This window comes from Pseudomonas sp. CCNWLW23 (assembly GCF_037095675.1).
GTDB classification, from domain to species: domain Bacteria; phylum Pseudomonadota; class Gammaproteobacteria; order Pseudomonadales; family Pseudomonadaceae; genus Aquipseudomonas; species Aquipseudomonas atacamensis.
Map to the genome: position 1 here is coordinate 14,027 of NZ_JBAWKM010000027.1, position 22,809 is coordinate 36,835.

Genomic DNA, 22,809 nt, shown 5'->3' on the forward strand with positions numbered 1-22,809 from the left:
GGCGATACCGTGCCGGCGCTGACCGTTGCTCTGCAGATCCAGGTGTACGTCAGTTATTCACAGCTGGGCTTTGGTGTCGCCAGCGATGCTGCGCAGATCGTCCAACTGGTGCGTCAGGTAGCAGCGGCCGAGCGGGCGTTGCAGCAGGGCTCATTCGCCGCACGCCTGGCAGGACAGGCCGCCACGGGCGTTGGTGTGGCATTTTCCGTGGCCAATATCGGCTTCGACATCTACAACCTGACGCAGGCAGAGAATCATGAGCAGCGAGCGCGGTTCTCCACGTCCCTGGCGTTCAACACGGCCGCGCTGGGTCTGGATCTTGTCGCCCTGGCAGCGGGCGGAACGGTGGCCGCGGTCGCCGCAGCGCTGGCTGTGCCGCTACTGGGCGTGGGTATCGGGGTCACCGCGATTGCCAGCAATCTCGGGCAGATCATGGACAAGGCTGCGGCCATCGGCGAGCACCTCTCGCAGATTCACGACGCTTATCAGCAATCTTACGAACGCGCTGGTGCGGTCTTGCAGTTCCCCGCTCTGGCCGTGATAACCGAGGTGGATCTGCACAGCAGGAGGGTGGCGTTCGAGGGGCAGAAGTTTTACCCCTGCAAGGGCAGTGCGCTGGAGCTGCCGCAGTACGACGATGATCCAGCCAGGCGACATGCCGCGATCAACATCCCCAGAGCCTTTCAACGGCCTGCTGTCGGCAGCGTCTGGGGGACCTTGCCCGAGGCGCTGGTGCTGCCCTGTTCACCCGTCTGTTACTACGGCTACGAATATCAGCTCGGCAGCGCCGGGGCCGTGCCTTTTTCCACGACCCGCTATCCGCGGTTGCATGACCGTCTGGCACATCAGCTGGAATATGACGCGCTCGGTAACCGGGTGTTTTACCTGTTCAGCACGCCGTTTGCGCCACACATCCTTTACAAGCTGCATCCGGTCTTCATGGCCACGACGATCAAGGTGCAGTTGAGCGCTGAGGTCAGCCAACTGGTGGTTCCGGACCTGCCACCAGAGTGGCGCGAGAAGATTGCCTACCGGATCACCGCGCCGCAGGGGCAATACCGGATTCGATTGGTGCCAGGCCTGCTGGCGGTGAATTTCGAACAAGCGCAGGGCTGGGAACGGGTGACGTGGACGGTGCAAGCGTCCTGGGCCCGGGTCGAGCAGGTCAGATTTCGGGAAAAGCCACGTGACAGCATCGACAGCGCACCTGACATGCTGGTCGATGGCGTGGTGTTGAATCGTTTCGACGGTGTCATCGAGCTGGCCGAGGGGCTGTTCCGGATCGACTGGGCAGGCCTCAGCCTGCATCTGATCGGTGTTGTTCTCGACTACGAAAACGAAGCTGCGGATCAGCTGCGCAGCGCCGACATGACAGCCAGCGGCATCCCGGCGCCGGTTCAGCGCTATCTGCGCGCTCAGGTCACCAGCGGGCAATTGACCGCAGCGTATTTGCCGTTGCGTAACTTCAGAGTGCCGTTCAATTCGCCGGGCCAACCAGTGGTGACCACCGGCTATTACGACACTGCGCGGGACCGGGTGCTGTTCGCACGTAACCTGCCGCAGGAGGTCAATGAGGGCGTGGTTCTGGCAGGCGTCAGCGCCCGCCATGCGTGGTTCTACCATCCCGATCATCCATCGCTGTGGCGGGTCGATGTGCTGACCGGTACTGTCCAGCATCGCTACCGACTGAAAAATCCGCGTATGGGATCGACGATCATTGGCTGCCAACAACAAGCCGATGGTGCGCTGCGGATTGTGCAGAAGCTGACGGCAGAAGCGTTGCATGGCACCACCACCATCGAGTATCGGATCACCGGTCGGGATGTGGAGCTGACGGCTTGCAAGATCACTTTCGCGGCAGAGGATTATCGGTTCGAACCGCGCGAAGCGCTTCGACAAATCGATGCCCCGTTCAGGCGCGAATCGCCAGATACGGCCGCCAGCAGCAGCGGCTGGTCTTATGCTCCGTTCATTGTCGTGGAAGGCTATGCCGGGTTGCGTCGGCGCGACCGGGCGTGGCTGAACAAGGCGACGGGCAAGTGCATTCAGGCCGGGCAGGACCGGTCCTGGCCCGAGGACTTGTTGATGCTGGTGCCGTCCAGCTCGGAAAACAACGCGGTGCTGTTCTATAGCCCGCAGGAGCGGACGATCAGCCGCGGCATCGAACCCCGTGCCGGTCATTGGCAGAATGTGGTGATCGAGCGCGATGTGGTGGAGGTCACTCAGACCAATCAGCGTTTCATCGCCACCAAGGACGACGGCCGACTGTTCGAAATCGATATCGTCGACGTGCCGGCAGCGGCAGCGATCGACGACGCGATTGTGTTTCAGTACGGGGTACCTTCCCTTGCCCATAGAAGCGATGAGGCGTGGCTCGATCAGGCCGATAAGCCCTCGATTCTGCGGTTCGCCGGTGTCGGGCAGCGTTGGCTGCAGCGACATCCCGATTGGTTGAGCGCATTGCCCGCGCTGGCCACGAAAGCGCCGTTGCTGCCGTTGCCGATCTTCGGTTTACGTGATGTGGCAGGTCAGGCGTTCCTGGCGGCATGGTGTGTCGATGGCAGAATCGCTGTGGCTGATATCGGTCAGGGCAAGGAGCTGGCGCTGCTCGGTCTGACCACGGATAACAGCGCCTTCTGGTTGCTTGAAATCAGCACCGGACAACTTTATCGCCAGCCGCTGATGGCGATCGAAGCACTGCGGGGAGTGTTCGCTGAGGACCATCGTTTGCTGAAACCGCAGGCGCTCGGCAGGCCTGAAAAGGTCTGGACGTCATGGACTTTTGCTGAGGTGCGACGCCAGGGTGAAGGGCTGGTCGCGCAGACCCTCGACGGGGTGCATCTGCAATTGCTGGATAACCAGCCGGCAATGATCGTTGGCGTGGAAAATCGCTGGTCTCATGTGCCGGGTCAGAGTGATGAACAGTTACGTGCACGCTTGCGAGCGTTGTTGCACGGACATGCCCACGCGCCTGTCATACAAGTGGCAAGTGCAACCGGACGCTACCTGTATTACCTGCCGCAACTTGACCGGCTGTTCGATCTGGCCGGGCGCAGCGACGGGCAGTGGTCGGCATTTCTCGGTACGCGCGGGTCGAAGCAGCCGATGCTGTTCGACCCGGTCGACCAGTTGATTTTCAGCGCCGGCCCGAATGACGGCGTCTGGCTGCCCGACAGTTATGCCCAGCGCGACGCCGAAGTCCTGGCGCTCGAGGTGGGTGATGACATGACAGAGATCGAGCCATTGCTGCCCGAAGGCGTCGCCAGGCTGCTGCTGGCTTACGGTGCGCAGACCTCGGGTTATCGGCTGTCGCAAGCGTCCTTCCAGCGCCTGGACTGCATCGTGATCGATGGGCGACAGGCTTCGGATGCTGAAACGGCAGAACCTTGCCTGCTGGATCTGGATCTGGACGAGTGCGGGCATTGGTGGATGTCGCGGGTCGATGACGATGTGGTACTGACCGATCCGGACTCCGGACACAGTCTGATCGTGCGTAATTTCGACGGACAACGCCCACTGCTACTGATGCTGCCCATCGCCGGGCGGCCACATACCTTGACGCTGGCTCAAGGGCTGCAAGCCTTCGCCACTGCGCGCGGTGTCGAGGCAACGGTCAGCCTGACAGCGGTGATCGCAGCGCTGCGCTGAGGCCGCCATGCACAACAAAACGCCGCGAACGGTGACCGTACGCGGCGTTTGTTGTGGCGGTTGCACTGCGACAATGCTCAAGGCACCAGATAACCCTTCACACCGGTAAAGATGATTTGCGCTGCCAGCGCGCAAACGAACAATCCCATCAAGCGGCTGACAATCTGCAAGCCCTGATCGCCGAGAATCCGCTCGATGCGATTGGACAGGTACAGCACCACACCGACAGTGAAACTGGCGAGCGCAATACTCATGATTGCGGTGAGCTTGTCGTCCCAGTGCGGCTGGCTGACGCCCATTACCAGCAAGGCGCCGATGGTGCCGGGGCCGACCGTCAGCGGAATGGTCAGCGGCACGATGGTCACATCCTGCTGCACGTTATCGGCCTGCACCGCCGGTTTGCCCTGAGCCATGCCCAGCGCGGAAATGAACAACACGCTGCCGGCACCGATGCGGAAGGCGTCCACGGTGATGCCGAAGACATCGAAAATCACCCGCCCAAACAAATACAGCAGAACACTGGAAATCAGTGTGGCGAGGGCGACCTTCCACGCCAGACGCCGCTGTTCCTTGCGCGAATAGCCACGGGTCAGGCTGATAAAGCAGGACAACACGAAGAACGGGCTGTAGAGCACCAGCATCTTCAGATAAACGCTGAACAACACATGGAGCATGATGCAAGCTCACTGGCGATGGAGTCGGGGGGAGTCTATCAGGCACCGGACAATCTGTCGGTTTACGACGGCTGGGTCGTGGCCCGGTTCTGCTGATCGCGTTCGGCGACCCAATGCTCGATCAGTTCACGCAGTTGCGACAGCTCCACCGGTTTGGACATGTGCCCGTCCATGCCGGCCTGGCGGGCGCGTTCTTTATGTTCGGCGAGAATGTGCGCGGTGAGGGCGACGATCGGTGTGCGGATGCGCTGATTGCTGACTTCCCAGGCGCGCAGTTGCTGCGTCGCGGAGAAGCCATCGAGGATCGGCATTTCGCAGTCCATCAGCACCAGGTCGTAACGTTGAGCCTTCATCGCTTGCAGCGCTTCTTCGCCATTGCTCGCGGTGTCCGGTTGCAGATTGAGCTTGCCGAGCATGCCGCGAATCACTTTGGTCGAAATGGTGTTGTCTTCGGCGACGAGGATGCGGAAGTCGCTCGGCACCTTGGCCGCTGTGGCCGCCGTAACGACTTGCGGCTGGAACACCACCTGGCCCTTGTTGCGCTGATTGAGTTCGTCCGCCAGCGTGGTCTTGAGCGTATAACCGGCCACCGGTTTGGCCAGAATCCGTTTGATCCCGGAGTTGCGCGCAATGATCTTGCTCGGCGCGTTGCTGATGCCGGTGAGCATGATCAGCAGAATGTCGTGGTTCAGGCTCGGGTCTTCCTTGATCTTCGCTGCCAGTTGCATGCCGGTCATGCCGGGCATGTTCTGGTCGAGCAGGACCACGTCGAAGTAATCGCGCAGGTGCGCCTTGGTGCGCAGCAGCGCCAGCGCTTCCTTGCCCGACGGCACGGCGCTGACATTCAGGCCCCAGGCGCTGCATTGCTGTACCAGCACTTTGCGACAGGTGTCGTTATCGTCGACTACCAGCACCCGTGCGCCTTGCAGCGGACTGTCCAGATCGGAGGTCGGATGTTCGAGGCGATCCGGGTCCAGCGGCAAGGTCAGCCACAAAGTGCTGCCCTGGGTGGCGCCGCTCTTGATGCCGAACTCGCCTTGCATCAGACGAATCAGTTGGCGCGCAATCACCAGGCCGAGATTGCCGCCCAGGCGATTGGCCGAGAGGAAGTGCTTGCTGTGCAGCTCGGCGTGCAGAAGCGCCTCGCGCTCTTCCGGCTCCATCGGCACGCCGCTGTCCTGCACGGCAATGCGCAGGCGCGGTTTGCTGCTGCGCTCGTCCAGGGCAACGACGATCAGCACTTCGCCTTCTTCGGTTTTCTTCAGGGCGTTTTCCAGCAGGCTCAGCAAGGTCTGGCGCAGGCGCGTCGGATCGCCGCTGATTACCCGTGGCACTTGCGGCTGGATGAAGCTGATCAGCTCGACGTTCTGTTGCTCGGCCTTGGCCCGGTAGATGCTCAGGCAATCATCGATCAAGGCGTTGAGGTCGAACTGCACGTCATCGAGTTCGATCTGCCCGGATTCGAGCTTGGAGATGTCGAGGATCTCGTTGATCAGCGTCAGCAGTTCGTTGCCGGCGCTGTGGATGGTCTGCACGTAATCGCGTTGCTTGACCGACAGCGGCGTGCCCAGCAGCAGCTCGGTCATGCCCAGTACACCGTTCATCGGTGTGCGGATTTCGTGGCTGATCTTGGCGAGGAATTCGGCTTTGGCGTTGATTTCGGCGTTGCTTGCCGCGAGGTCGCGGCTGATGCTGAAACGGCTTTCGGTGATGCTGCGCTGTCGCTCGCCCAAGGCAATGCTCATCAGCAGGCCACTGATGCAGATGAACACCATCAGCGTCATGATCAGGCCTTGCGGCGTGACCAGTGTCAGCCCCAGCAGCGCCGGCAGGATAACCAGCGTGCCGATGTTGAACACGACCATGGCGGCGACGAACAGACGCGCCGGGCGATAGCCTTTTTGCCAGTGATAGAAGCCCACCAGCAACATGCTCAGGCCGGCCAGTGCGACCAGTGCGTAGGTGATGATGTTCAGCGGCAAGGTGTTGACGAACAGCAGCAACAGGCTGCACGTGACGATCAACAGAATGTCGCCCCACAGCAGTTTGTTCAGCGCGTGCTGGCCCAGTGGCGCAAAGAAGCGCAGGGCGAACATCAACCCGGCTGGAGCCGTCAGCAGCAATGCCAGATAAGCGCCCGGCGTCTGAATGGCTTGCCAGTTTGGCAGCCACGGACCGGCGAGGTTGAGCAACAGGAACAGACTCAGCCCCAGCAGGCCCTCACAGATCGCCAGCCACAGACTGCTGCGCGAGCGCGAGTAGGCGTAGCGCACCAGGTTGTGCAGCAGGAGCATGGCGAGGCAGCCGAACAGCAGGCCGAAAATCAGCGTCTGCTTCTGATCGGCGGCGCCTTCGATTGCCGCTTGCAGGGTGATGTGCGGGCGCAGCTGATGGCCGGAGACCATGCGTACGTAGACGTCCAGCGGTTTGTCGGCCTGGGGCAGCGGCAGCATGAAATCGCTGCTCGGCAATGGATGTTCGGCCTGGGGCCGTTCGTTGCCGGTATTGCGTTGCTCGATCAGCCGGTCGCCGTCGAGCACGTAGAGATTGAGTTGGGACAGGTCGGGGGCAAAGATGCGCAGCACTTGTTCGTGCTTGCCCGGCGCCAGTTTGAAGCGCAGCCACAGGGCGCCGTCGGGTTCGGCCGCGGTCAGGCGGTCAAGCTCGATGGGGCTGAATTGATTGGTGTAGCGAGCGGAGCGGATGTCGCTCAGTTGCAGGATGCCCTGATCGTCAAGCAATACCGACCAGCCACTGCCTTGCGCGGCCTGGGCCGGGAGCGTGCAGAGCAAGGTCATCAGCGTGACGGTGAAGCTTATGGCAATCCTGAGCCAGCGCACGGCGAAATCCCTTCGTAGGTTGATGCCAGAATATAACGATGCGCGACGACCGAACAGCCCGGCGAGGAATGGCATCCCGCGCCGGGCCTGATGGATCGCTTACTCCTGGGTTTCGCCGCGTTCACGGGCAATGGCGCGGTAGCCGATGTCCTTGCGGTAGAAGCAGCCTTCCCAGTCGATGGCAGCGGCAAGTTTGTAGGCTTGCTGCTGAGCTTCACCGACGGTGGCGCCCATGGCAGTGGCACACAGTACACGACCACCGGCAGTAACGACCTGACCGTCTTTCAGTGCGGTGCCGGCTTGGAATACTTTGCCTTCCAGAGTTGCCGCCGCGTCCAGACCGTTGATCGCTGCGCCTTTGGCGTAGTCGCCCGGGTAGCCGCCAGCGGCCAGCACGATGCCAACGCTCGGACGCGGATCCCATTGCGCTTCAATCTTGTCCAGCGCTTGCGCCAATGCGGCTTCGACCAGCAGCACCAGGCTCGATTGCAGACGCAGCATCACCGGTTGGGTTTCCGGATCGCCGAAGCGGCAGTTGAACTCGATGACTTTCGGGTTACCGGCCTTGTCGATCATCAGACCGGCATAGAGGAAACCAGTGTAGACGTTGCCTTCGTCGGCCATGCCGCGCACGGTCGGCCAGATCACCTGATCCATCACGCGCTGATGCACGTCGGCGGTGACCACCGGGGCAGGGGAGTAGGCGCCCATGCCGCCGGTGTTCGGGCCGCTGTCGCCGTCGCCGACGCGTTTGTGGTCCTGGCTGGTGGCCATCGGCAGCACGTTCTTGCCGTCGACCATGACGATGAACGAGGCTTCTTCGCCGTCGAGGAATTCTTCGATCACCACACGTGAACCGGCGTCGCCAAACGAGTTGCCGGCGAGCATGTCACGCACGGCGTCTTCGGCTTCGGTCAGGGTCATGGCGACGATCACGCCTTTGCCGGCAGCCAGGCCATCGGCCTTGATCACGATAGGCGCGCCTTTCTCACGCAGATAAGCCAGGGCCGGCTCGATCTCGGTGAAGTTCTGGTAATCGGCGGTCGGGATCTTGTGGCGCGCGAGGAAATCCTTGGTGAAGGCTTTCGAGCCTTCCAGTTGCGCAGCACCGGCGGTCGGACCGAAGCAGTCCAGGCCACGGGAGCGGAACAGATCGACCACGCCAGCCACGAGCGGCACTTCCGGGCCGACGATGGTCAGGGAAACGTTTTTCTCGGCGAAGTCAGCCAATTGCTCCAGCGCCAGCACGTCGATGGCGACGTTCTCGCACTTGGCTTCAATGGCAGTGCCAGCGTTGCCCGGTGCAACGAAAACCTTCTGCACACGCGGATCCTGAGCCACTTTCCAGGCCAGAGCATGTTCACGGCCACCGCTGCCAATGATCAAAACATTCATTTCAAAAACCTCGGATGACGCTAATTCTGTGGGGGCTGATCGTTCCCACGCTCCGCGTGGGAATGCCTCTACGGACGCTCCGCGTCCGAGGGACGCGGAGCGTCCCAGGCTGCGTGCCCACGCGGAGCGTGGGTACGATCAAGCAAAATAATCAGTGACGGAAGTGGCGCATGCCGGTGAATACCATTGCGATGCCGGCTTCATCAGCAGCAGCAATCACTTCGTTGTCACGCATCGAACCGCCCGGCTGGATCACCGCAGTGATGCCAACCTTGGCCGCGTTGTCGAGGCCGTCGCGGAACGGGAAGAATGCATCGGACGCCATGACCGAACCGGCGACCTGCAAACCGGCGTGCTCAGCCTTGATCGCGGCGATGCGGGCCGAGTTGACGCGGCTCATCTGGCCGGCGCCGACACCGATGGTCTGGCGATTCTTGGCGTAGACGATGGCGTTGGATTTGACGTACTTGGCGACTTTCCAAGCGAAGATCAGATCGTGGATTTCCTGTTCGGTCGGCGCGCGTTTGGTCACCACTTTCAGGTCGTCGGCGCTGATCATGCCGATATCGCGGCTCTGCACCAGCAGGCCACCGTTGACGCGTTTGTAGTCCCAGGCAGCGGCGCGGTCAGCCGACCACTCGCCGCAGGCCAGCAGGCGTACGTTGGCTTTCGCGGCAACGATGGCACGGGCTTCTTCGCTGACCGATGGGGCAATGATCACTTCAACGAACTGACGCTCGACGATCGCTTTGGCGGTCTCGGCATCCAGTTCACGGTTGAAAGCGATGATGCCGCCGAACGCCGACTCGGTGTCGGTGGCGTAGGCCAGTTCGTAAGCCTGACGGATGCCGCCTTCAGCGTCCGGGCTGACCGCCACGCCGCACGGGTTGGCGTGCTTGACGATCACGCAGGCTGGCTTGACGAAACTCTTCACGCATTCCAGCGCAGCGTCGGTGTCGGCGACGTTGTTGTAGGACAGTTCTTTGCCTTGCAGCTGGGTCGCGGTGGCGATGCCGACTTCGGCCGGCCTGGCTTCCACGTAGAACGCCGCGCTCTGGTGCGGGTTCTCGCCGTAGCGCATTTCCTGAGCCTTGATGAACTGGCTGTTGAAGGTGCGCGGGAATTCGCTGCGACCTTCAGTGCTCAAGGTTTCAGCGGCCTGGTTCACGGTGCCCATGTAGTTGGCGATCATGCCGTCGTAGGCGGCGGTGTGTTCGAAGGCCTTGAGCATCAGGTCAAAACGCTGAGCGTAGGTCAGGCCGCCGGCCTTGAGGTTTTCCAGGACGTTGGCGTAATCGCTGGCATTCACCACGATGGCCACGTCTTTGTGGTTTTTCGCTGCCGAACGGACCATGGTCGGCCCGCCGATATCGATGTTCTCGATGGCGGTCGGCAGGTCGCAGCCTGGCTTGTTGATGGTTGCTTCGAACGGGTACAGGTTGACCGCTACCAGATCGATCGGCTTGATGCCGTGCTCGTTCATGATCGCGTCGTCGATACCGCGACGACCGAGGATGCCGCCGTGGATTTTCGGGTGCAGGGTTTTCACCCGACCGTCCATCATCTCGGCGAAACCGGTGTAATCCGCGACTTCCACTGCGGCAACGCCGTTGTCACGCAGCAGCTTGAACGTTCCGCCGGTGGAGAGGATCTCGACGCCCAGAGCTTCGAGCTCCTTGGCGAATTCGAGGATCCCGGTCTTGTCGGAAACGCTGATCAAGGCGCGGCGGATCGGCAGGCGGGTAGTCTGGTCGGTCATCTCAATTTCCATCAAAAGCAAAGGAAGTCAGCAAAAAAGGCGACCGTTTTTTACGCGGGCGCCTTTCTGGTTTGATTGAATGCTTACAGCAGATCGTACTGCTTGAGTTTCTTGCGCAGCGTGCCGCGGTTCAGTCCCAGCAGCTCACTGGCCTTGGTCTGGTTGCCCTTGACGTAGTTCATCACGCTTTCGAGCAGGGGCGCCTCGACTTCGGACAGCACCAGGTTGTACACATCCGTGACGGACGCGCCCTCAAGGTGGGCGAAATAATTGTGCAGCGCCTTCTCGACACTCCCGCGAAGGGTCTGGCCTTCTTCGCTCGGCGTGTTGAGGTGCTGTTTCAAATTCACGTTGTCGCTCACGGGTGTTGTTCCACTCACTAAAGTCTCGGTCATCATCGTCATGCGGCCACCCCTTCTTCGTCCCCTGTCAGGCTCTTGTAACGCTCGGCGAAGAACTCCCGAACGTCGGCGCATTGTGTTTCCGTACCATCCAAACGATTGAAACGGGCGCGAAACTCCCTGGCGCCCGGCAAGGTTGCGAGATACCAGCCCACATGCTTGCGGGCAATGCGCACGCCCATCACGTCGCCATAGAAGGCGTGAAGGGCAGCCAGATGCTCCAGCAGGATGCGTTCCACTTCGCTCAGTTCCGGCGCGGGCAATTTCTCGCCGGTGCGCAGGAAGTGATCGATCTCGCGAAAAATCCATGGCCGCCCTTGAGCGGCCCGGCCTATCAGCAGGCCATCGGCACCGGTGGCATCAAGCACGTATCGGGCCTTTTCCGGCGAATCGATATCGCCATTGGCAAACACCGGGATCGACACCGCCTGCTTGATCGCGGCAATCGTGTCGTACTCGGCTTCCCCTGTGTACAGATCGGCGCGCGTACGGCCATGTACGGCCAGCGCTGTGATCCCGGCCTGTTCGGCGATCTTCGCCACGTTCAGACCGTTCTTGTTCTCGCGATCCCAGCCGGTGCGGATCTTCAGGGTGACCGGCACATCAACCGCGGCCACTACGGCCTGCAGGATCTCGGTCACCAGTGCTTCGTCTTTCAGCAACGCGGAGCCGGCGGCCTTGTTGCAGACCTTCTTTGCCGGGCAACCCATGTTGATATCGATAATCTGTGCGCCCAACTCGACGTTGGCCCGTGCCGCATCGGCCAGCATCTGCGCGTCGCCACCGGCGATCTGCACCGAGCGCGGCTCGGGATCGCCTTCGTGGATCATGCGCATGCGCGACTTGCGGGTATTCCACAGGCTCATGTCGCTGGTGACCATTTCCGAGACTACAAGCCCTGCGCCCAGACGCTTGCACAGCTGACGAAAGGGCTGGTCGGTGACGCCCGCCATCGGGGCGAGAATCAAACCGTTCTGCAATGTATATGGGCCGATGCGTACCGCCGACATAGGACTTCCCTGAAGTGGGGCCGGATCATGAGAGTTCGAAAAAGGGTGGGCATGATACCCGCTCTCGATGACTGGTTAAAGGCTGAATTGAACAAAATCTGAACAGTTATTCTGTTATCGCCAACGGTTTGGTCGGCTGCGATCAGTCAGAAAAATGCCGTCAATCGGGAAACGCTGAAGCGGTTCATTCCGGTGAGTGGAAGTTCAGGCTGTAATTCACCGCTTTCGGCCCCGGATCGAGAATATCCAGGGCGATGTGGATCGGCGTCTGCGGCGGCATTTCCGCGAGGCCCTCGAGATCGCCGCTCAGGTACTCGCCGGCTTTGAAGCGACGACTGGCGATCAAATGACCGTTGAGGTCGGCGAAGCGCAGTTCGAGCAAGGGGAACGGCTGGGAAAACGTCGCTCGGTTGTAAATGATCGCATCGACCACCAGTGCCCCGCTGAACTCGGGATGGCTGCGCACCACCAGGTTGCTGCTCTTGATTTTGCCGATATCGACCTTGGACGGCACGGTGCAGCCGATCTGCGGGCAGATCTGCTGGAACCACGGTCGGTATTGATCCTGCCGCGCCAGTTCCTCGAAGTGATAGGCAACGTACTGAGCGGCAAGGCCGGCGGCGGCCAATACCACCAGCACCAGCCAGAGCAGGCGCCGGCCCCAGGGCGAGCGGCGTTGCTGCCAGTCCAGTTGCAGCGGGTCGTCGGTCAGATCCTGCAGGACCTCGGCGCGCACGCCGGGCTCGGCCCGTTCGCGTTTTTTGCGCGGCGAAGTGATCAATGGCAGATCGTCGTCATCGCTGTCGTCGCTGGCCGAGAAGCGTTCGCGGCGGGCGGCCGGGTCAATCGGATCATGCAGGCGCAGTTGCGGGATCGGCGGCTCGTCATCCAGATCCACCGGTTCCAGTGATAACGAGGGTTCGGTGCGCTCGGGTTCGAGGGTTTCGACGCCGTCGATATCCGGTTCGACATCCGGCGCTGCGCTGCGCTCATCGGCAGGTTCGCTGAACAGGCTGTCGGGCCATGTGCCTTCGTCCGGTTCCGGGCTGTCGCGCCGGGCGCTCAAGGATTCTTCGCGGGTACGGCCGAATTCGGCGGCCGGCTGGATTTCGCGCTGTTCGAGGCGGGCGAGTTCTTCGTCCAGATCGAGGCTGTCCAGATCCAGTTCCGACGCGCTCCATTGCTTCTGGCTGATGGCGCGCGGTGCGGGGATCTGTTCGACGACCGCAGAATCGCTGACAGGCGCGGGCGCTTCAGGCAGCGCTGGTGCGAGCGGCGTCACCGTGTCCTTGCCAGAATGTTGCTCGAGCAGCTGCTTGGCGGCATTGAACACTTGCAGGCAGGAGCCGCAACGAACCACACCACGCGCCACGCTCAACTGAGCATGGTTGACGCGGAAACTGGTCTGGCAATGCGGGCATTGGGTGACGAAACTGTCGGTCATGCGGCGATCCGGTTCAGGCAAGCGGTCATTTTAGCGCCGACGCCCGGTGATGCGCACCCAGCCGTCGCGATTGGCGATCGGGTCGAGCTCGAAGTCCTGCGCATAAGCTGCCGCTACTTCTTCGCCCTGCTCGGCGAGAATGCCCGACAGCGCCAGGCGCCCACCGCTCTTGACCAGGCTGGACAGCTGCGGTGCCAGCGACACCAGCGGGCCGGCGAGAATATTGGCCACCAGCACGTCGGCCGGAACCGGCGGCAGATCCTCGGGCAGGTACAGCGGGAACAGCTCATCGGCAATGTTGTTGCGCCCGGCGTTGTCGCGCGAGGCTTCCAGTGCCTGTACGTCGATGTCGGTGCCCACGGCTTCCTTGGCGCCGAGCAGCAGGGCGGCAATCGCCAGAATCCCCGAGCCACAGCCGAAATCCAGCACGTGGCAGTCTTTCAGATCCTGACCGTCGAGCCATTCCAGGCACAGTGCGGTGGTCGGGTGAGTGCCGGTGCCGAACGCCAGGCCCGGGTCCAGCAGCAGATTGACCGCGTCAGGCTCGGGTGCGGCGTGCCAGCTCGGCACGATCCACAGGCGCTGGCCGAAACGCATCGGCTCGAAACCGTCCATCCAGCTGCGTTCCCAGTCCTGATCTTCGATGACTTCGCTGTGGTGCTCGGGCAACGGGCTGCCGGTCAGCAATTCCAGATGGGCCAGCACCGGTTCCGGTTCGGTACCGCCTTCGAACAGCGCCAGCAAGTGGGTGTGCGACCACAGCGGCGTGGTGTTGAGTTCCGGTTCGAAGATCGGCTGGTCTTCGGCGTCCATGAAAGTCACCGACACGGCGCCGACTTCGAGGAATGCGTCCTCGTAGGTTTCGGCTTGTTCCGGGGTGATGGCGAGACGGACTTGCAGCCAAGGCATGGCGGGCACCTTTGAAAATCTGTGGGGCAGCCCGAAGCTGCAAAAGCGCGCAGTTTACGCCAGGTCGCCGGCAAAGTGGACACACCGCTTGGCTGTTACACATTCGCGGCCGCGATATACATATGTATGGCCTGAGCACTTTTGTCGGCAAATAGAGTGAGCGCTCATCTCTACGCAACAAAAGGCTGGACGACATGGCGGATCAACAAGGGACTGTAGAAGAAAAACCACCGATAGCCGCTGCGTCTACGGGGTCGGTGCAGGAGATCCTCCTGCGCATCACGCGCTGGCAGGTGATGATCGACAAGCGCTTGAACAGCCAGATGACGTTGCTCGAGGCGCTGGAGCATTTCGCATTGACTGAACTGCGCAGGCATTACCCGGACGGCCATTTCGCCCCGGGCTTTGTGGTTGCCCTGCTTGACGCCATTCTGCAAAAGCTTATCGACGGCCGGCCAGTCATGTTCCTGGCGCTCCAGGACGCGCCATTTCGCTGGCCTGGGGGCGCCGATCCCGGTTTGCCGTCCAGCCGTCATGAGCATGTGATCCGGACGGTGGATAGCGTTTCGTTGCACTTTCTCGACCAGTACAAAAAATACCTGCGAGAGCATTGGGCGACAAAAGGGCGGGAGGCGTTGTTCGATCGCCTGATCAAACGCAAGCTGCGGCGCTATATCAAAGACATCGAGTTGCTGTTGCGCGGTGACCAACTGGCGGGCCTGACACTGGATCAATTGCGCAGCAAAATCGACCGGGTGCAGGCCCGCAGCACGCGTCGGTATCGATTGACTGCCCTGGCAACCGGTGCAGAGAAAAAGATTCTCGAGGCGCATTCCTTCGCGCAACTGCCGTCATGGATGAAGGCGCTGAAGGAGCCGGATCGCGCCTTGTTGCGTGATTATCAGGAGCAGACCTCACTGGCCCAGGCAGCGCTCGATGACCTGCTGCTGGGCTACGGCTCGTTGCGCGACTTTGCCCGCCAGCAGGCCATCGAATACATTCAGCTCAAGCTCGACATGACGGTTGAACCAGACCGGATCGACGTGAGGCTCAGATGGCGCTCGGCGGTCGGTGAGCCGATCCACAATCGCAGCCTCAGTGATCTGCTGGCATGCGGGCCGATCGGGCAGGACTTCGCAGCGGTACTGGAGATCAGCAGTCCTGCGCCATTGCGCAACCAGTCAATGAAGCCGACATTCATTGCCGACATGCTGGCGGAACAGGATTATCCGGCGGACTACCTGCGAGCCCTCGCCGAGCAGTACCAGCGCACGGAAGTGCAAAAGGCACTTGTCGACTGGTTTGCCGCACGGCTTCGGCAGAGCGCATTCGTCGCGCGCTGCGCAGCTCATCTGTCGGATTCCGACCATGAGCGTCTCGAGCAGATGTGGTCTGGGCAAACCACAAAGAAACCGTTGCAAGTGGCCGCATTGACACTGCCCAACGGCATGCAATGCGCCGATCTTCTGGTGTTCTACCAGGCAGAGACTGAGCAAACGGTGAATAATCTGGTGCTGTACGCGCCCAACAAGCCGGACGGTCAAGAGTGGGTCCGGTTGCCTTCGATCGCGGCGTTGACCGGCGAAGTATGGAGCTGGACGCAGAGCGAATCCGGTCGTGAGTATCTGTTGCAGCAGCTTTCGCCGGCTGCACATCACCCTGCACGGGATTATCTGTTGGCCGCTGCGGCCAGCCCCGCTCTCTGGGGCATGCAGAGTGACCTTCGCCGAGCGCCCCTGCCGTTCACCGAATGCGTCGACGCCGCTGCAAAAATGGGCCTGGCAAACAACCTGCAGCGGGTCGAGCAGGACAACTCGCTGCGCTGGTACACGACGCTCGGGCTCGAGGCTCGCCGGCGCATCAGCAGCCTCAATCAGGAACTGATCGTTCATCAGCAGGTGTTCAACGAGCTGCTGGGCGGTTTCGAGGTTTTCGTCGATTTCGCCAGGCGCACGGTTGCCGCAGCGATCACGCCCTATATGCGCAGCAAGAACGTGCTGGAACCGGTCGATCCGGCCACCGTGTTGATCGATTACAACCCTGGCGTCGCTGACCGCAGGAAGCAGCAGGTAGCCACGCTGCTCGACCTGGCCATTCACGGCTACGATGACAACTCCGGCATCGAACATCCGAAAAAAGGCGTGCGATCGGCGGTTGGCCAGGATCTGAGCCAGGTGCGCAGCGCCGATCTGGCGCTGTATCTGCGCCGGGCGTGGCTGGGTGAAAAATACGCCAGCGAGATCCGTGGCAAATATCTCGACCCGCGTGATGCTGCCTATGAACCGCGTCGTTTTGCCTACCGCAACGTGCTGCTGTCAAAGATGGACCGGGATTTGCGCGTGGCCAGAAGTCAGGCGCGATTGAGCGACGCGGTGTATTCAGCGCTGGTCCGTCAGGTCTCTCTGTTGAGCCAGGTGCCAGCGCCGGATACGCCTTTTCCCGGCGCGAGCATGGTTGAAAGTGACGGCGTGTTCAGGTTCACCGTGCGCCATCACGTCGTGCTCGGGGTTTATGTCCTGACCTCGTTCAACCCCGAGCCGTCCTGGTGGCTGTACACGCCTGATGCGCCCGACGGCATTGTGGTCCGTGCGTATCAGTCGCTGTTCGGCGACATCGCGGGCGCGTTGCATGACTACTTGATGGCGCGTACGCCGGTTGCCGCCCGCAGCATCGTGTCGCGCACCCTGTATGCGATTGCGGCAAAAAAACAACGCGTCGATACGCTGTACGAAGCGCAGCGCCTGATTGACGCACGCAGCGAGTTCAATGCGTACATCGAGCGCGCGGTCACGGATGTGCAGGACATCACCACCAGCCGCGCGCAAATGATCGAACGCCAAGTGGTCAAGGGGCTGATGTTTGCAGCTGCACCGTTTTGCATGGTGTTCCCTCCGTTTGCCTTGCTGCTCGATGTCGTGTTCATCGCCGTCAGCGCCGGTCAGGCGGTCGCTGCGCATCTGGAGGGTGACGTCGATGGCGCGCTCGGCCACTGGCTGGAGGCGTCGTGGGGCGCGTTGTTCGCTATGGTCGGCGCCGGCAGTGCGATCAAGTGGCTGGGCGGTGCGGCCAGAAGTCTGAAGCACACCATGCGGCCGGCCTCGTTGTTGTCAGAGCGTCTGAACACCGTGGCTCCGCTGCGCAGGGAAGCGCTGCCAGCGATCCGGGAAGTACGCTTCCATGCCAAGCAGGCCGTCAGCAAGGCGCCCGAGCGTTTGCAAAGGGTGACCGAAGAAGGCGTCTTTTTCGGCACATGGCGCAGTCCGCCCAGCGCTGCGCAGCCGCAACCGGCCTATTACATTCGCAACAAGGGCAAGTATTTCCTGGTCAGGGAAAATCCGCATTTTGGTGGGCTGAGCCTGGTCGATGCCCGTCGCCCGGCCGCCATCTATCAGCAACCGATTCGGCTTGCTCCGGGGGGCAAGTGGACACACGCCAGGGTCGGGCTCACGGGTGGCAACGTGCGCAACCTTGGACGCGTGAGCGATTTGAATGATGCTTTTCCTGGAGGTGTCAAGCCCGTGCTGAACCGCGGCGCGCTGCAGGGCGAAGCGGTGGTGGCGCATTTTCGTCCCGGATCGCCAGATAACTATCTGTTTTCGTTGAATGCGCAGAGTTGCGTCATCGCCTCGCTGTATAACCCGACGACAAGGGTGGGGGCGGTCATTCATTTTGATCACAATATTCGCCCGTTGATCGAGCGAAGTGTCACGCAGGTGCTGGAGCGTCTGGGGGGCGCACCGCAGAACATTCGCGCCACGCTGGTAGGTGGCGACTGGCTGTCGGCGGGTGCTGACATCGGCGGTCCGGTCAGGCGCGTGTTGCGCGAACAGGGCCTGCAGCCGACCTGGGATTACTGGTCGTACTCGTCGTGCCTGGGCAACAGCTATGGCGTGGTGCTGAATCTGAACAATGGAGTCTCGAGAGTGTTCAAGCATTCCTCTGGTCAGATTGGCAGGCTGTACGACCCGCTTATCGCCAGATCGAGCTATGCCAAGGACGGGCTCTCGGTACGTGCCCGACACTTTACGAGACGGTTCACCCGCAGGCCGTTACATGAAAACGCCGCAGGAGCGGTGGTCGATGATGCCGGCCTGCGGGCATCTGCCGCAATGGTCGAGCAGCAGGCGTTCTCCACGGTAATGCTCTGATGGGTTTGTTGCAGGCATAAAAAAACCCGATCCGCAGGGATCGGGTTTTTCATGCCGCTTCAGCCTTACGACTGTTTGGCCAGCTTGTGCTCGAGGTAGTGAATGTTCACACCGCCCTTGCAGAAGCCTTCGTCACGAACCAGGTCACGGTGCAGCGGGATGTTGGTCTTGATCCCGTCGACCACGATTTCGTCCAGGGCATTACGCATGCGTGCCATGGCTTCGTCGCGGGTTGCGCCGTAAGTGATCAGCTTGCCGATCAGCGAGTCGTAGTTCGGTGGCACGGCATAACCGCTGTACAGGTGCGAATCGACGCGAACGCCGTTGCCGCCTGGAGCGTGGAAATGCTTGACCGTGCCCGGGCTCGGCATGAAGGTCTTCGGATCTTCAGCGTTGATCCGGCACTCCAGCGAGTGACCGCGGATGACCACGTCATCCTGAGTGAACGACAGCTTGTTGCCAGCGGCGATGCTGAGCATCTCCTTGACGATGTCGATACCGGTGACCATCTCCGAAACCGGGTGCTCCACCTGAACACGGGTGTTCATTTCGATGAAGTAGAAACGGCCGTTCTCGTAGAGGAACTCGAAAGTACCGGCGCCACGGTAGCCGATGTCGATGCATGCCTTGACGCAGCGAGCCAATACTTCCTGGCGCGCCTTCTCGTCGATGCCCGGTGCCGGTGCTTCTTCGAGAACCTTCTGGTGCCGACGCTGCAGCGAGCAGTCGCGGTCGCCCAGGTGGATGGCGTGGCCCTGGCCGTCGGACAGTACCTGCACTTCGACGTGGCGCGGGTTGGTGAGGAATTTTTCCAGATAGACCATCGGGTTGCCGAACGCCGCACCTGCTTCGGAGCGGGTCAGTTTCGCCGAGGCGATCAGGTCTTCTTCCTTGTGCACCACACGCATGCCGCGACCACCACCGCCGCCGGCGGCCTTGATGATCACCGGGTAGCCGACTTCACGACCGATGCGCAGCGCCGTTTCTTCGTCTTCCGGCAGCGGGCCGTCAGAACCTGGAACGGTCGGTACGCCTGCTTCGATCATCGCGTGCTTGGCCGATACCTTGTCGCCCATCAGGCGAATGGTGTCGGCTTTCGGGCCGATGAAGGCGAAGCCGGAGTTCTCGACCTGCTCGGCAAAATCGGCGTTTTCCGCGAGGAAACCGTAGCCTGGGTGAATGGCGGTAGCGCCGGTCACTTCTGCGGCAGCGATGATGGCCGGAATGTGCAGGTAAGACTGAGCGGCGGACGCCGGGCCGATGCAGACGGATTCGTCTGCCAGACCCAGGTGCATCAGCTCTTTGTCGGCCTTGGAGTAAACGGCGACGGTCTTGATGCCCATCTCTTTGCAGGCACGCAGAATCCGCAGGGCGATCTCACCGCGGTTAGCGATCAGAACTTTTTCCAACTTCGCAGTCATCAAAGGCTCTCCGCGGTTCAAACGATGGTGAACAGCGGTTGGTCGTACTCAACCGGCTGGCCGTCTTCGACGAGGATGGATTCGATCACACCGCTGGTTTCAGCTTCGATGTGGTTCATCATCTTCATGGCTTCGACGATGCACAGGGTGTCGCCTTTCTTCACGGTCTGGCCGACTTCAACGAAGGCTGGCGAGGTTGGCGAAGATTTACGGTAGAAGGTGCCGACCATCGGCGAACGGGCAACGGTGCCGTTCAGCGCGGGTGCAGCAGCGGCAGCCGGAGCAGCAGCAGCGACTGGCGCGGCAGCAGGGGCAGCGGCCGGAGCCTGCATCGGGGCTGGCGCGTAGTACTGCTGCGCCGGGGTCTTGCTGTGGCGGCTGATGCGTACGGACTCTTCGCCTTCCTTGATCTCGAGCTCGTCGATGCCGGACTCTTCCAGCAATTCGATCAGTTTCTTAACTTTACGGATATCCATGAATCATCAACTCCCAAGGGTCGGTCAGGGGCGTATAGCTTGGTGTTCAAGCTGCTCTAGTGCGGCCTCCAGGGCCAGTCGGTAACCGCTGGCGCCAAGGCCGCAGATCACTCCTACCGCTACATCGGAGAAGTAGGAGTGATGGCGGAAAGGTTCGCGCTTGTGCACGTTGGACAAATGCACTTCGATGAATGGGATGCTCACTCCCAGCAGCGCGTCACGTAATGCGACACTTGTGTGCGTAAAAGCCGCCGGATTGATCAGAATGAAGTCCACGCCTTCACCGCGCGCAGCGTGGATGCGATCGATCAATTCGTACTCGGCGTTGCTTTGCAGGTGCAGCAGATGATGGCCGGCTTCACGGGCGCGCCGCTCCAGATCCTGATTGATCTGCGCCAGGGTCGTCGACCCGTAGGTCCCCGGTTCCCGGGTGCCGAGCAGGTTCAGGTTGGGGCCATGCAGCACCAGTAGCGTCGCCATCTGCGTTGTCCTTGTTATCAATGAGCAGTCGTCAGAACCCGGCGACTATGCCGCAAAGCCTTTGTGACTGTCCAGTTCCATGCAATACGCGGCACGATGGGCGATGTTTGCGCGAAATTTGTGACCGGGTGAGCTGATCCGGTCATTCGCGATGTTGGCAAGGGGCTCTTCGCGAGCAGGCTCGCTCCCACAGGGGTATGCATTCCAATGTGGGAGCGAGCCTGCTGGCGAAGGCGGTGTGTCAGACGCGAAAGGCCTGGACGGCTGTGTGCAGTTGGCCGCCGAGAATCAGCAGATTCTCGCCCTGTTCGCGGCCCTGGCCGATGCGCAGCAGGTTATCCCCACCCAATTGATGAATGCGCTCGCTGTGATCGCGGATCTCGCTGACCGCGCCACTTTGCTGCGCAGTGACATCGGCGATGCGCACGGCGGTGTCGGCGATGGTCTGGATCGCGCCAACGATTTTGTCCAATGCACCGTCCGCCGCTTGCGCCTGACTGGCCGTGGCTTCGGCGTGTTCGACCTGCGCGCGCATGCCTTCGACCGATTGCCGCGCGGCGGTCTGCAGGCCGGCGATCAGCGTCTGGATTTCCGCCGTGGCCCCAGCGGTACGTTGCGCCAGCGAGCGCACTTCCTCGGCGACTACGGCGAAACCACGGCCCATCTCCCCGGCGCGGGCCGCCTCGATTGCGGCGTTCAGGGCGAGCAGATTGGTCTGATCCGCAATCGAACGAATCACCGTCAGCACGCCGCCAATGGTTGCCGACTCTTCGGCCAGATGTTCGATCATCTGCGCATTGCCTTGAACTTCACCGACCAGCGCATGCAGCCCGGTGAGGCTCTGGCCGATCACCGTCTGGCCATGCTCGACGGCCAGTCCGGCATGACGGCTGGCGTCCGCAGCCTGCCGGGCATCGCCGGCCACTTGCTGAATCGTCGCCTCGAGTTCACCCAGCGAGTCGCGAATCAGCGCGGTATCGCCGGCCTGATGCTCGGCGCCGCTGTGCAGGTCATTGCTCAGTTCCGCAAGGGTGCGGCTGCTGCCCGCGACTTGCTCGGCGTTGCCGCGAATGGTGCCGACCAGATCCACCAGATAGGCGCGCAAGCGATTGAGCGACGCTTCGATGTCGTGCAATTCGCGATTGGTCTTGCCCAGTTGGATGTCGCGACTGAAATCGCCCTCGGCCCAAGTCGACAATGCCGGGGCGAGGTTGGTCAGGGTGCGGGCCAGGCGCCGCTGCAAGGTATCGATGAGCAGGGCGATCAGCAGAATCAGGCCAATCATCACGCCTTGCATCAGGCGCACTTCGCCCTGGATCTGCCCGTGTTGCGCGCGCACCACCGGTTCGAGGGCGGCAATGGCGTGTTGCACGCTGGCGATTTTTTCGTGGGTCGCGGCGCTGAGATCGGCGCGTTTCTGGATCTGCTCGCGGGTGCGCGCCAGTTCCGCCGGATAGCGGCCAAGCAAACTGTTCAGTTCACGTTTAAGGGCGACACCGGCATCTTCGGCGGCGGCTTTATCAGTGGTTTCGATGCCCATCAGCGCGGCGAAATCGTCACTGCTCGATTCGTTGCTGGTGACCACGCCGAGCAAGGGCAGGGCATCGATGGCCTCGGCCTGAGTGCGCATGTTGCTCACTTCACGCTCGACATCGGCGGCCAGTTCACTGCGCCCGCTGCTGACCAGTTTGTCCCGCGCCAGCGACAGTTTGCCCAGATGCTGCGATGCGGCGAGGAGTGGCGCGAGATAAGTCGCGTTGCCATTGGCGTAGGTGTTGAGCTGGTCGAGGCTGGCGCTGAGTTCGCGTTCGGCCTGCAACAGCAGCGCCTGCGGATCGCCGGCCAGTTTGCCGGCGGCGAGCAGGTCGGTTTTGCTGAATTCATCAAGGCTCGACAGGCTTGGCTGCACGCTGTCGGCCAGCGCCGGGGGCAGCTCACCCAGTTGCTTGTGCACGCTGTCGATGGCCTGGGCGGCGCTGCTCAGGCGCAGCGCGTCACCGCTGGCGAGGTAATCCTCGATGTTGCGCGCCACTTCATTCTGAAATTGTTGCGACAGCCCGAGGTAACGCTCCATCAAAAGATAGGGGCGTTCGAGGGCTTTTTGCGACCACCACAGCGTGGCGCCAAGGGCCACGCAGACGGCGACCAGCAGCAAGGTATTGAGATTGGTGAGCAACTTCAGGCGCATGACGGCTACCAATGGC

14 protein-coding genes are annotated in these 22,809 nt (G+C 61.6%); 2 read left to right on the plus strand and 12 right to left on the minus strand.

Features of this window, described 5'->3' with window-relative positions:
• Positions 1-42: 42 nt before the first annotated feature.
• Entirely contained in the window at positions 43-3,648 is a 3,606-nt protein-coding gene (locus V8J63_RS24990; protein WP_442963541.1) for a TcdA/TcdB pore-forming domain-containing protein, read from the plus strand.
• A 77-nt stretch (positions 3,649-3,725) separates the two neighbouring features.
• Here the strand turns inward: V8J63_RS24990 and V8J63_RS24995 are convergent, their stop codons facing one another.
• The 8 genes from V8J63_RS24995 to prmA all read right to left on the minus strand — a co-directional run bounded on the left by V8J63_RS24995 (position 3,726) and on the right by prmA (position 14,080).
• Positions 3,726-4,322 (minus strand): MarC family protein, encoded by a 597-nt coding sequence (locus V8J63_RS24995; protein ID WP_016771870.1) that lies wholly within the window; start codon positions 4,320-4,322, stop codon positions 3,726-3,728.
• 62 nt (positions 4,323-4,384) lie between these two features.
• The gene (locus V8J63_RS25000; protein WP_122610421.1) at positions 4,385-7,162 is read right to left on the minus strand and encodes a hybrid sensor histidine kinase/response regulator; all 2,778 of its coding nucleotides are present in this window, start codon (positions 7,160-7,162) and stop codon (positions 4,385-4,387) included.
• A gap of 99 nt (positions 7,163-7,261) precedes the next feature.
• Positions 7,262-8,557, minus strand: a complete 1,296-nt coding sequence (gene purD / locus V8J63_RS25005) for a phosphoribosylamine--glycine ligase (protein WP_336464787.1) — start codon at positions 8,555-8,557, stop codon at positions 7,262-7,264.
• Positions 8,558-8,708: 151 nt separating this feature from the next.
• Positions 8,709-10,316: a bifunctional phosphoribosylaminoimidazolecarboxamide formyltransferase/IMP cyclohydrolase gene (gene purH, locus V8J63_RS25010; RefSeq protein ID WP_336464788.1), complete on the minus strand. Its 1,608-nt coding sequence runs from the start codon at positions 10,314-10,316 to the stop codon at positions 8,709-8,711.
• Between the two features lie 83 nt (positions 10,317-10,399).
• On the minus strand, positions 10,400-10,720 hold the full coding sequence (gene fis, locus V8J63_RS25015; protein ID WP_002555375.1) for a DNA-binding transcriptional regulator Fis: 321 nt from the start codon (positions 10,718-10,720) through the stop codon (positions 10,400-10,402).
• On the minus strand, positions 10,717-11,727 hold the full coding sequence (gene dusB, locus V8J63_RS25020; protein ID WP_016771866.1) for a tRNA dihydrouridine synthase DusB: 1,011 nt from the start codon (positions 11,725-11,727) through the stop codon (positions 10,717-10,719). Before dusB ends, fis begins: the two co-directional genes overlap by 4 nt.
• A gap of 184 nt (positions 11,728-11,911) precedes the next feature.
• On the minus strand, positions 11,912-13,171 hold the full coding sequence (locus V8J63_RS25025) for a DUF3426 domain-containing protein (RefSeq protein ID WP_336464789.1): 1,260 nt from the start codon (positions 13,169-13,171) through the stop codon (positions 11,912-11,914).
• Between the two features lie 30 nt (positions 13,172-13,201).
• Entirely contained in the window at positions 13,202-14,080 is an 879-nt protein-coding gene (gene prmA / locus V8J63_RS25030) for a 50S ribosomal protein L11 methyltransferase (protein ID WP_122751734.1), read from the minus strand.
• Positions 14,081-14,274: 194 nt separating this feature from the next.
• Between prmA and V8J63_RS25035 the strand changes: the two genes are divergently transcribed.
• A complete protein-coding gene (locus tag V8J63_RS25035) occupies positions 14,275-18,228 on the plus strand; it encodes a type III effector 1 (protein ID WP_336464790.1) in 3,954 nt (1,317 codons plus the stop codon).
• Between the two features lie 65 nt (positions 18,229-18,293).
• On the opposite strand, the gene accC is transcribed toward V8J63_RS25035, so the two are convergent.
• The 4 genes from accC to V8J63_RS25055 form a co-directional block, all read right to left on the minus strand.
• On the minus strand, positions 18,294-19,649 hold the full coding sequence (gene accC / locus V8J63_RS25040; protein WP_024011424.1) for an acetyl-CoA carboxylase biotin carboxylase subunit: 1,356 nt from the start codon (positions 19,647-19,649) through the stop codon (positions 18,294-18,296).
• A 17-nt stretch (positions 19,650-19,666) separates the two neighbouring features.
• Positions 19,667-20,125 carry an acetyl-CoA carboxylase biotin carboxyl carrier protein gene (gene accB, locus V8J63_RS25045; protein ID WP_016771862.1) on the minus strand — a complete coding sequence of 153 codons (459 nt, stop codon included), beginning with the start codon at positions 20,123-20,125 and terminating at the stop codon, positions 19,667-19,669.
• A 24-nt stretch (positions 20,126-20,149) separates the two neighbouring features.
• Entirely contained in the window at positions 20,150-20,605 is a 456-nt protein-coding gene (gene aroQ / locus V8J63_RS25050) for a type II 3-dehydroquinate dehydratase (RefSeq protein WP_016771861.1), read from the minus strand.
• A gap of 241 nt (positions 20,606-20,846) precedes the next feature.
• Positions 20,847-22,793 carry a methyl-accepting chemotaxis protein gene (locus tag V8J63_RS25055; RefSeq protein WP_336464791.1) on the minus strand — a complete coding sequence of 649 codons (1,947 nt, stop codon included), beginning with the start codon at positions 22,791-22,793 and terminating at the stop codon, positions 20,847-20,849.
• Between the last annotated feature and the right edge of the window lie 16 nt (positions 22,794-22,809).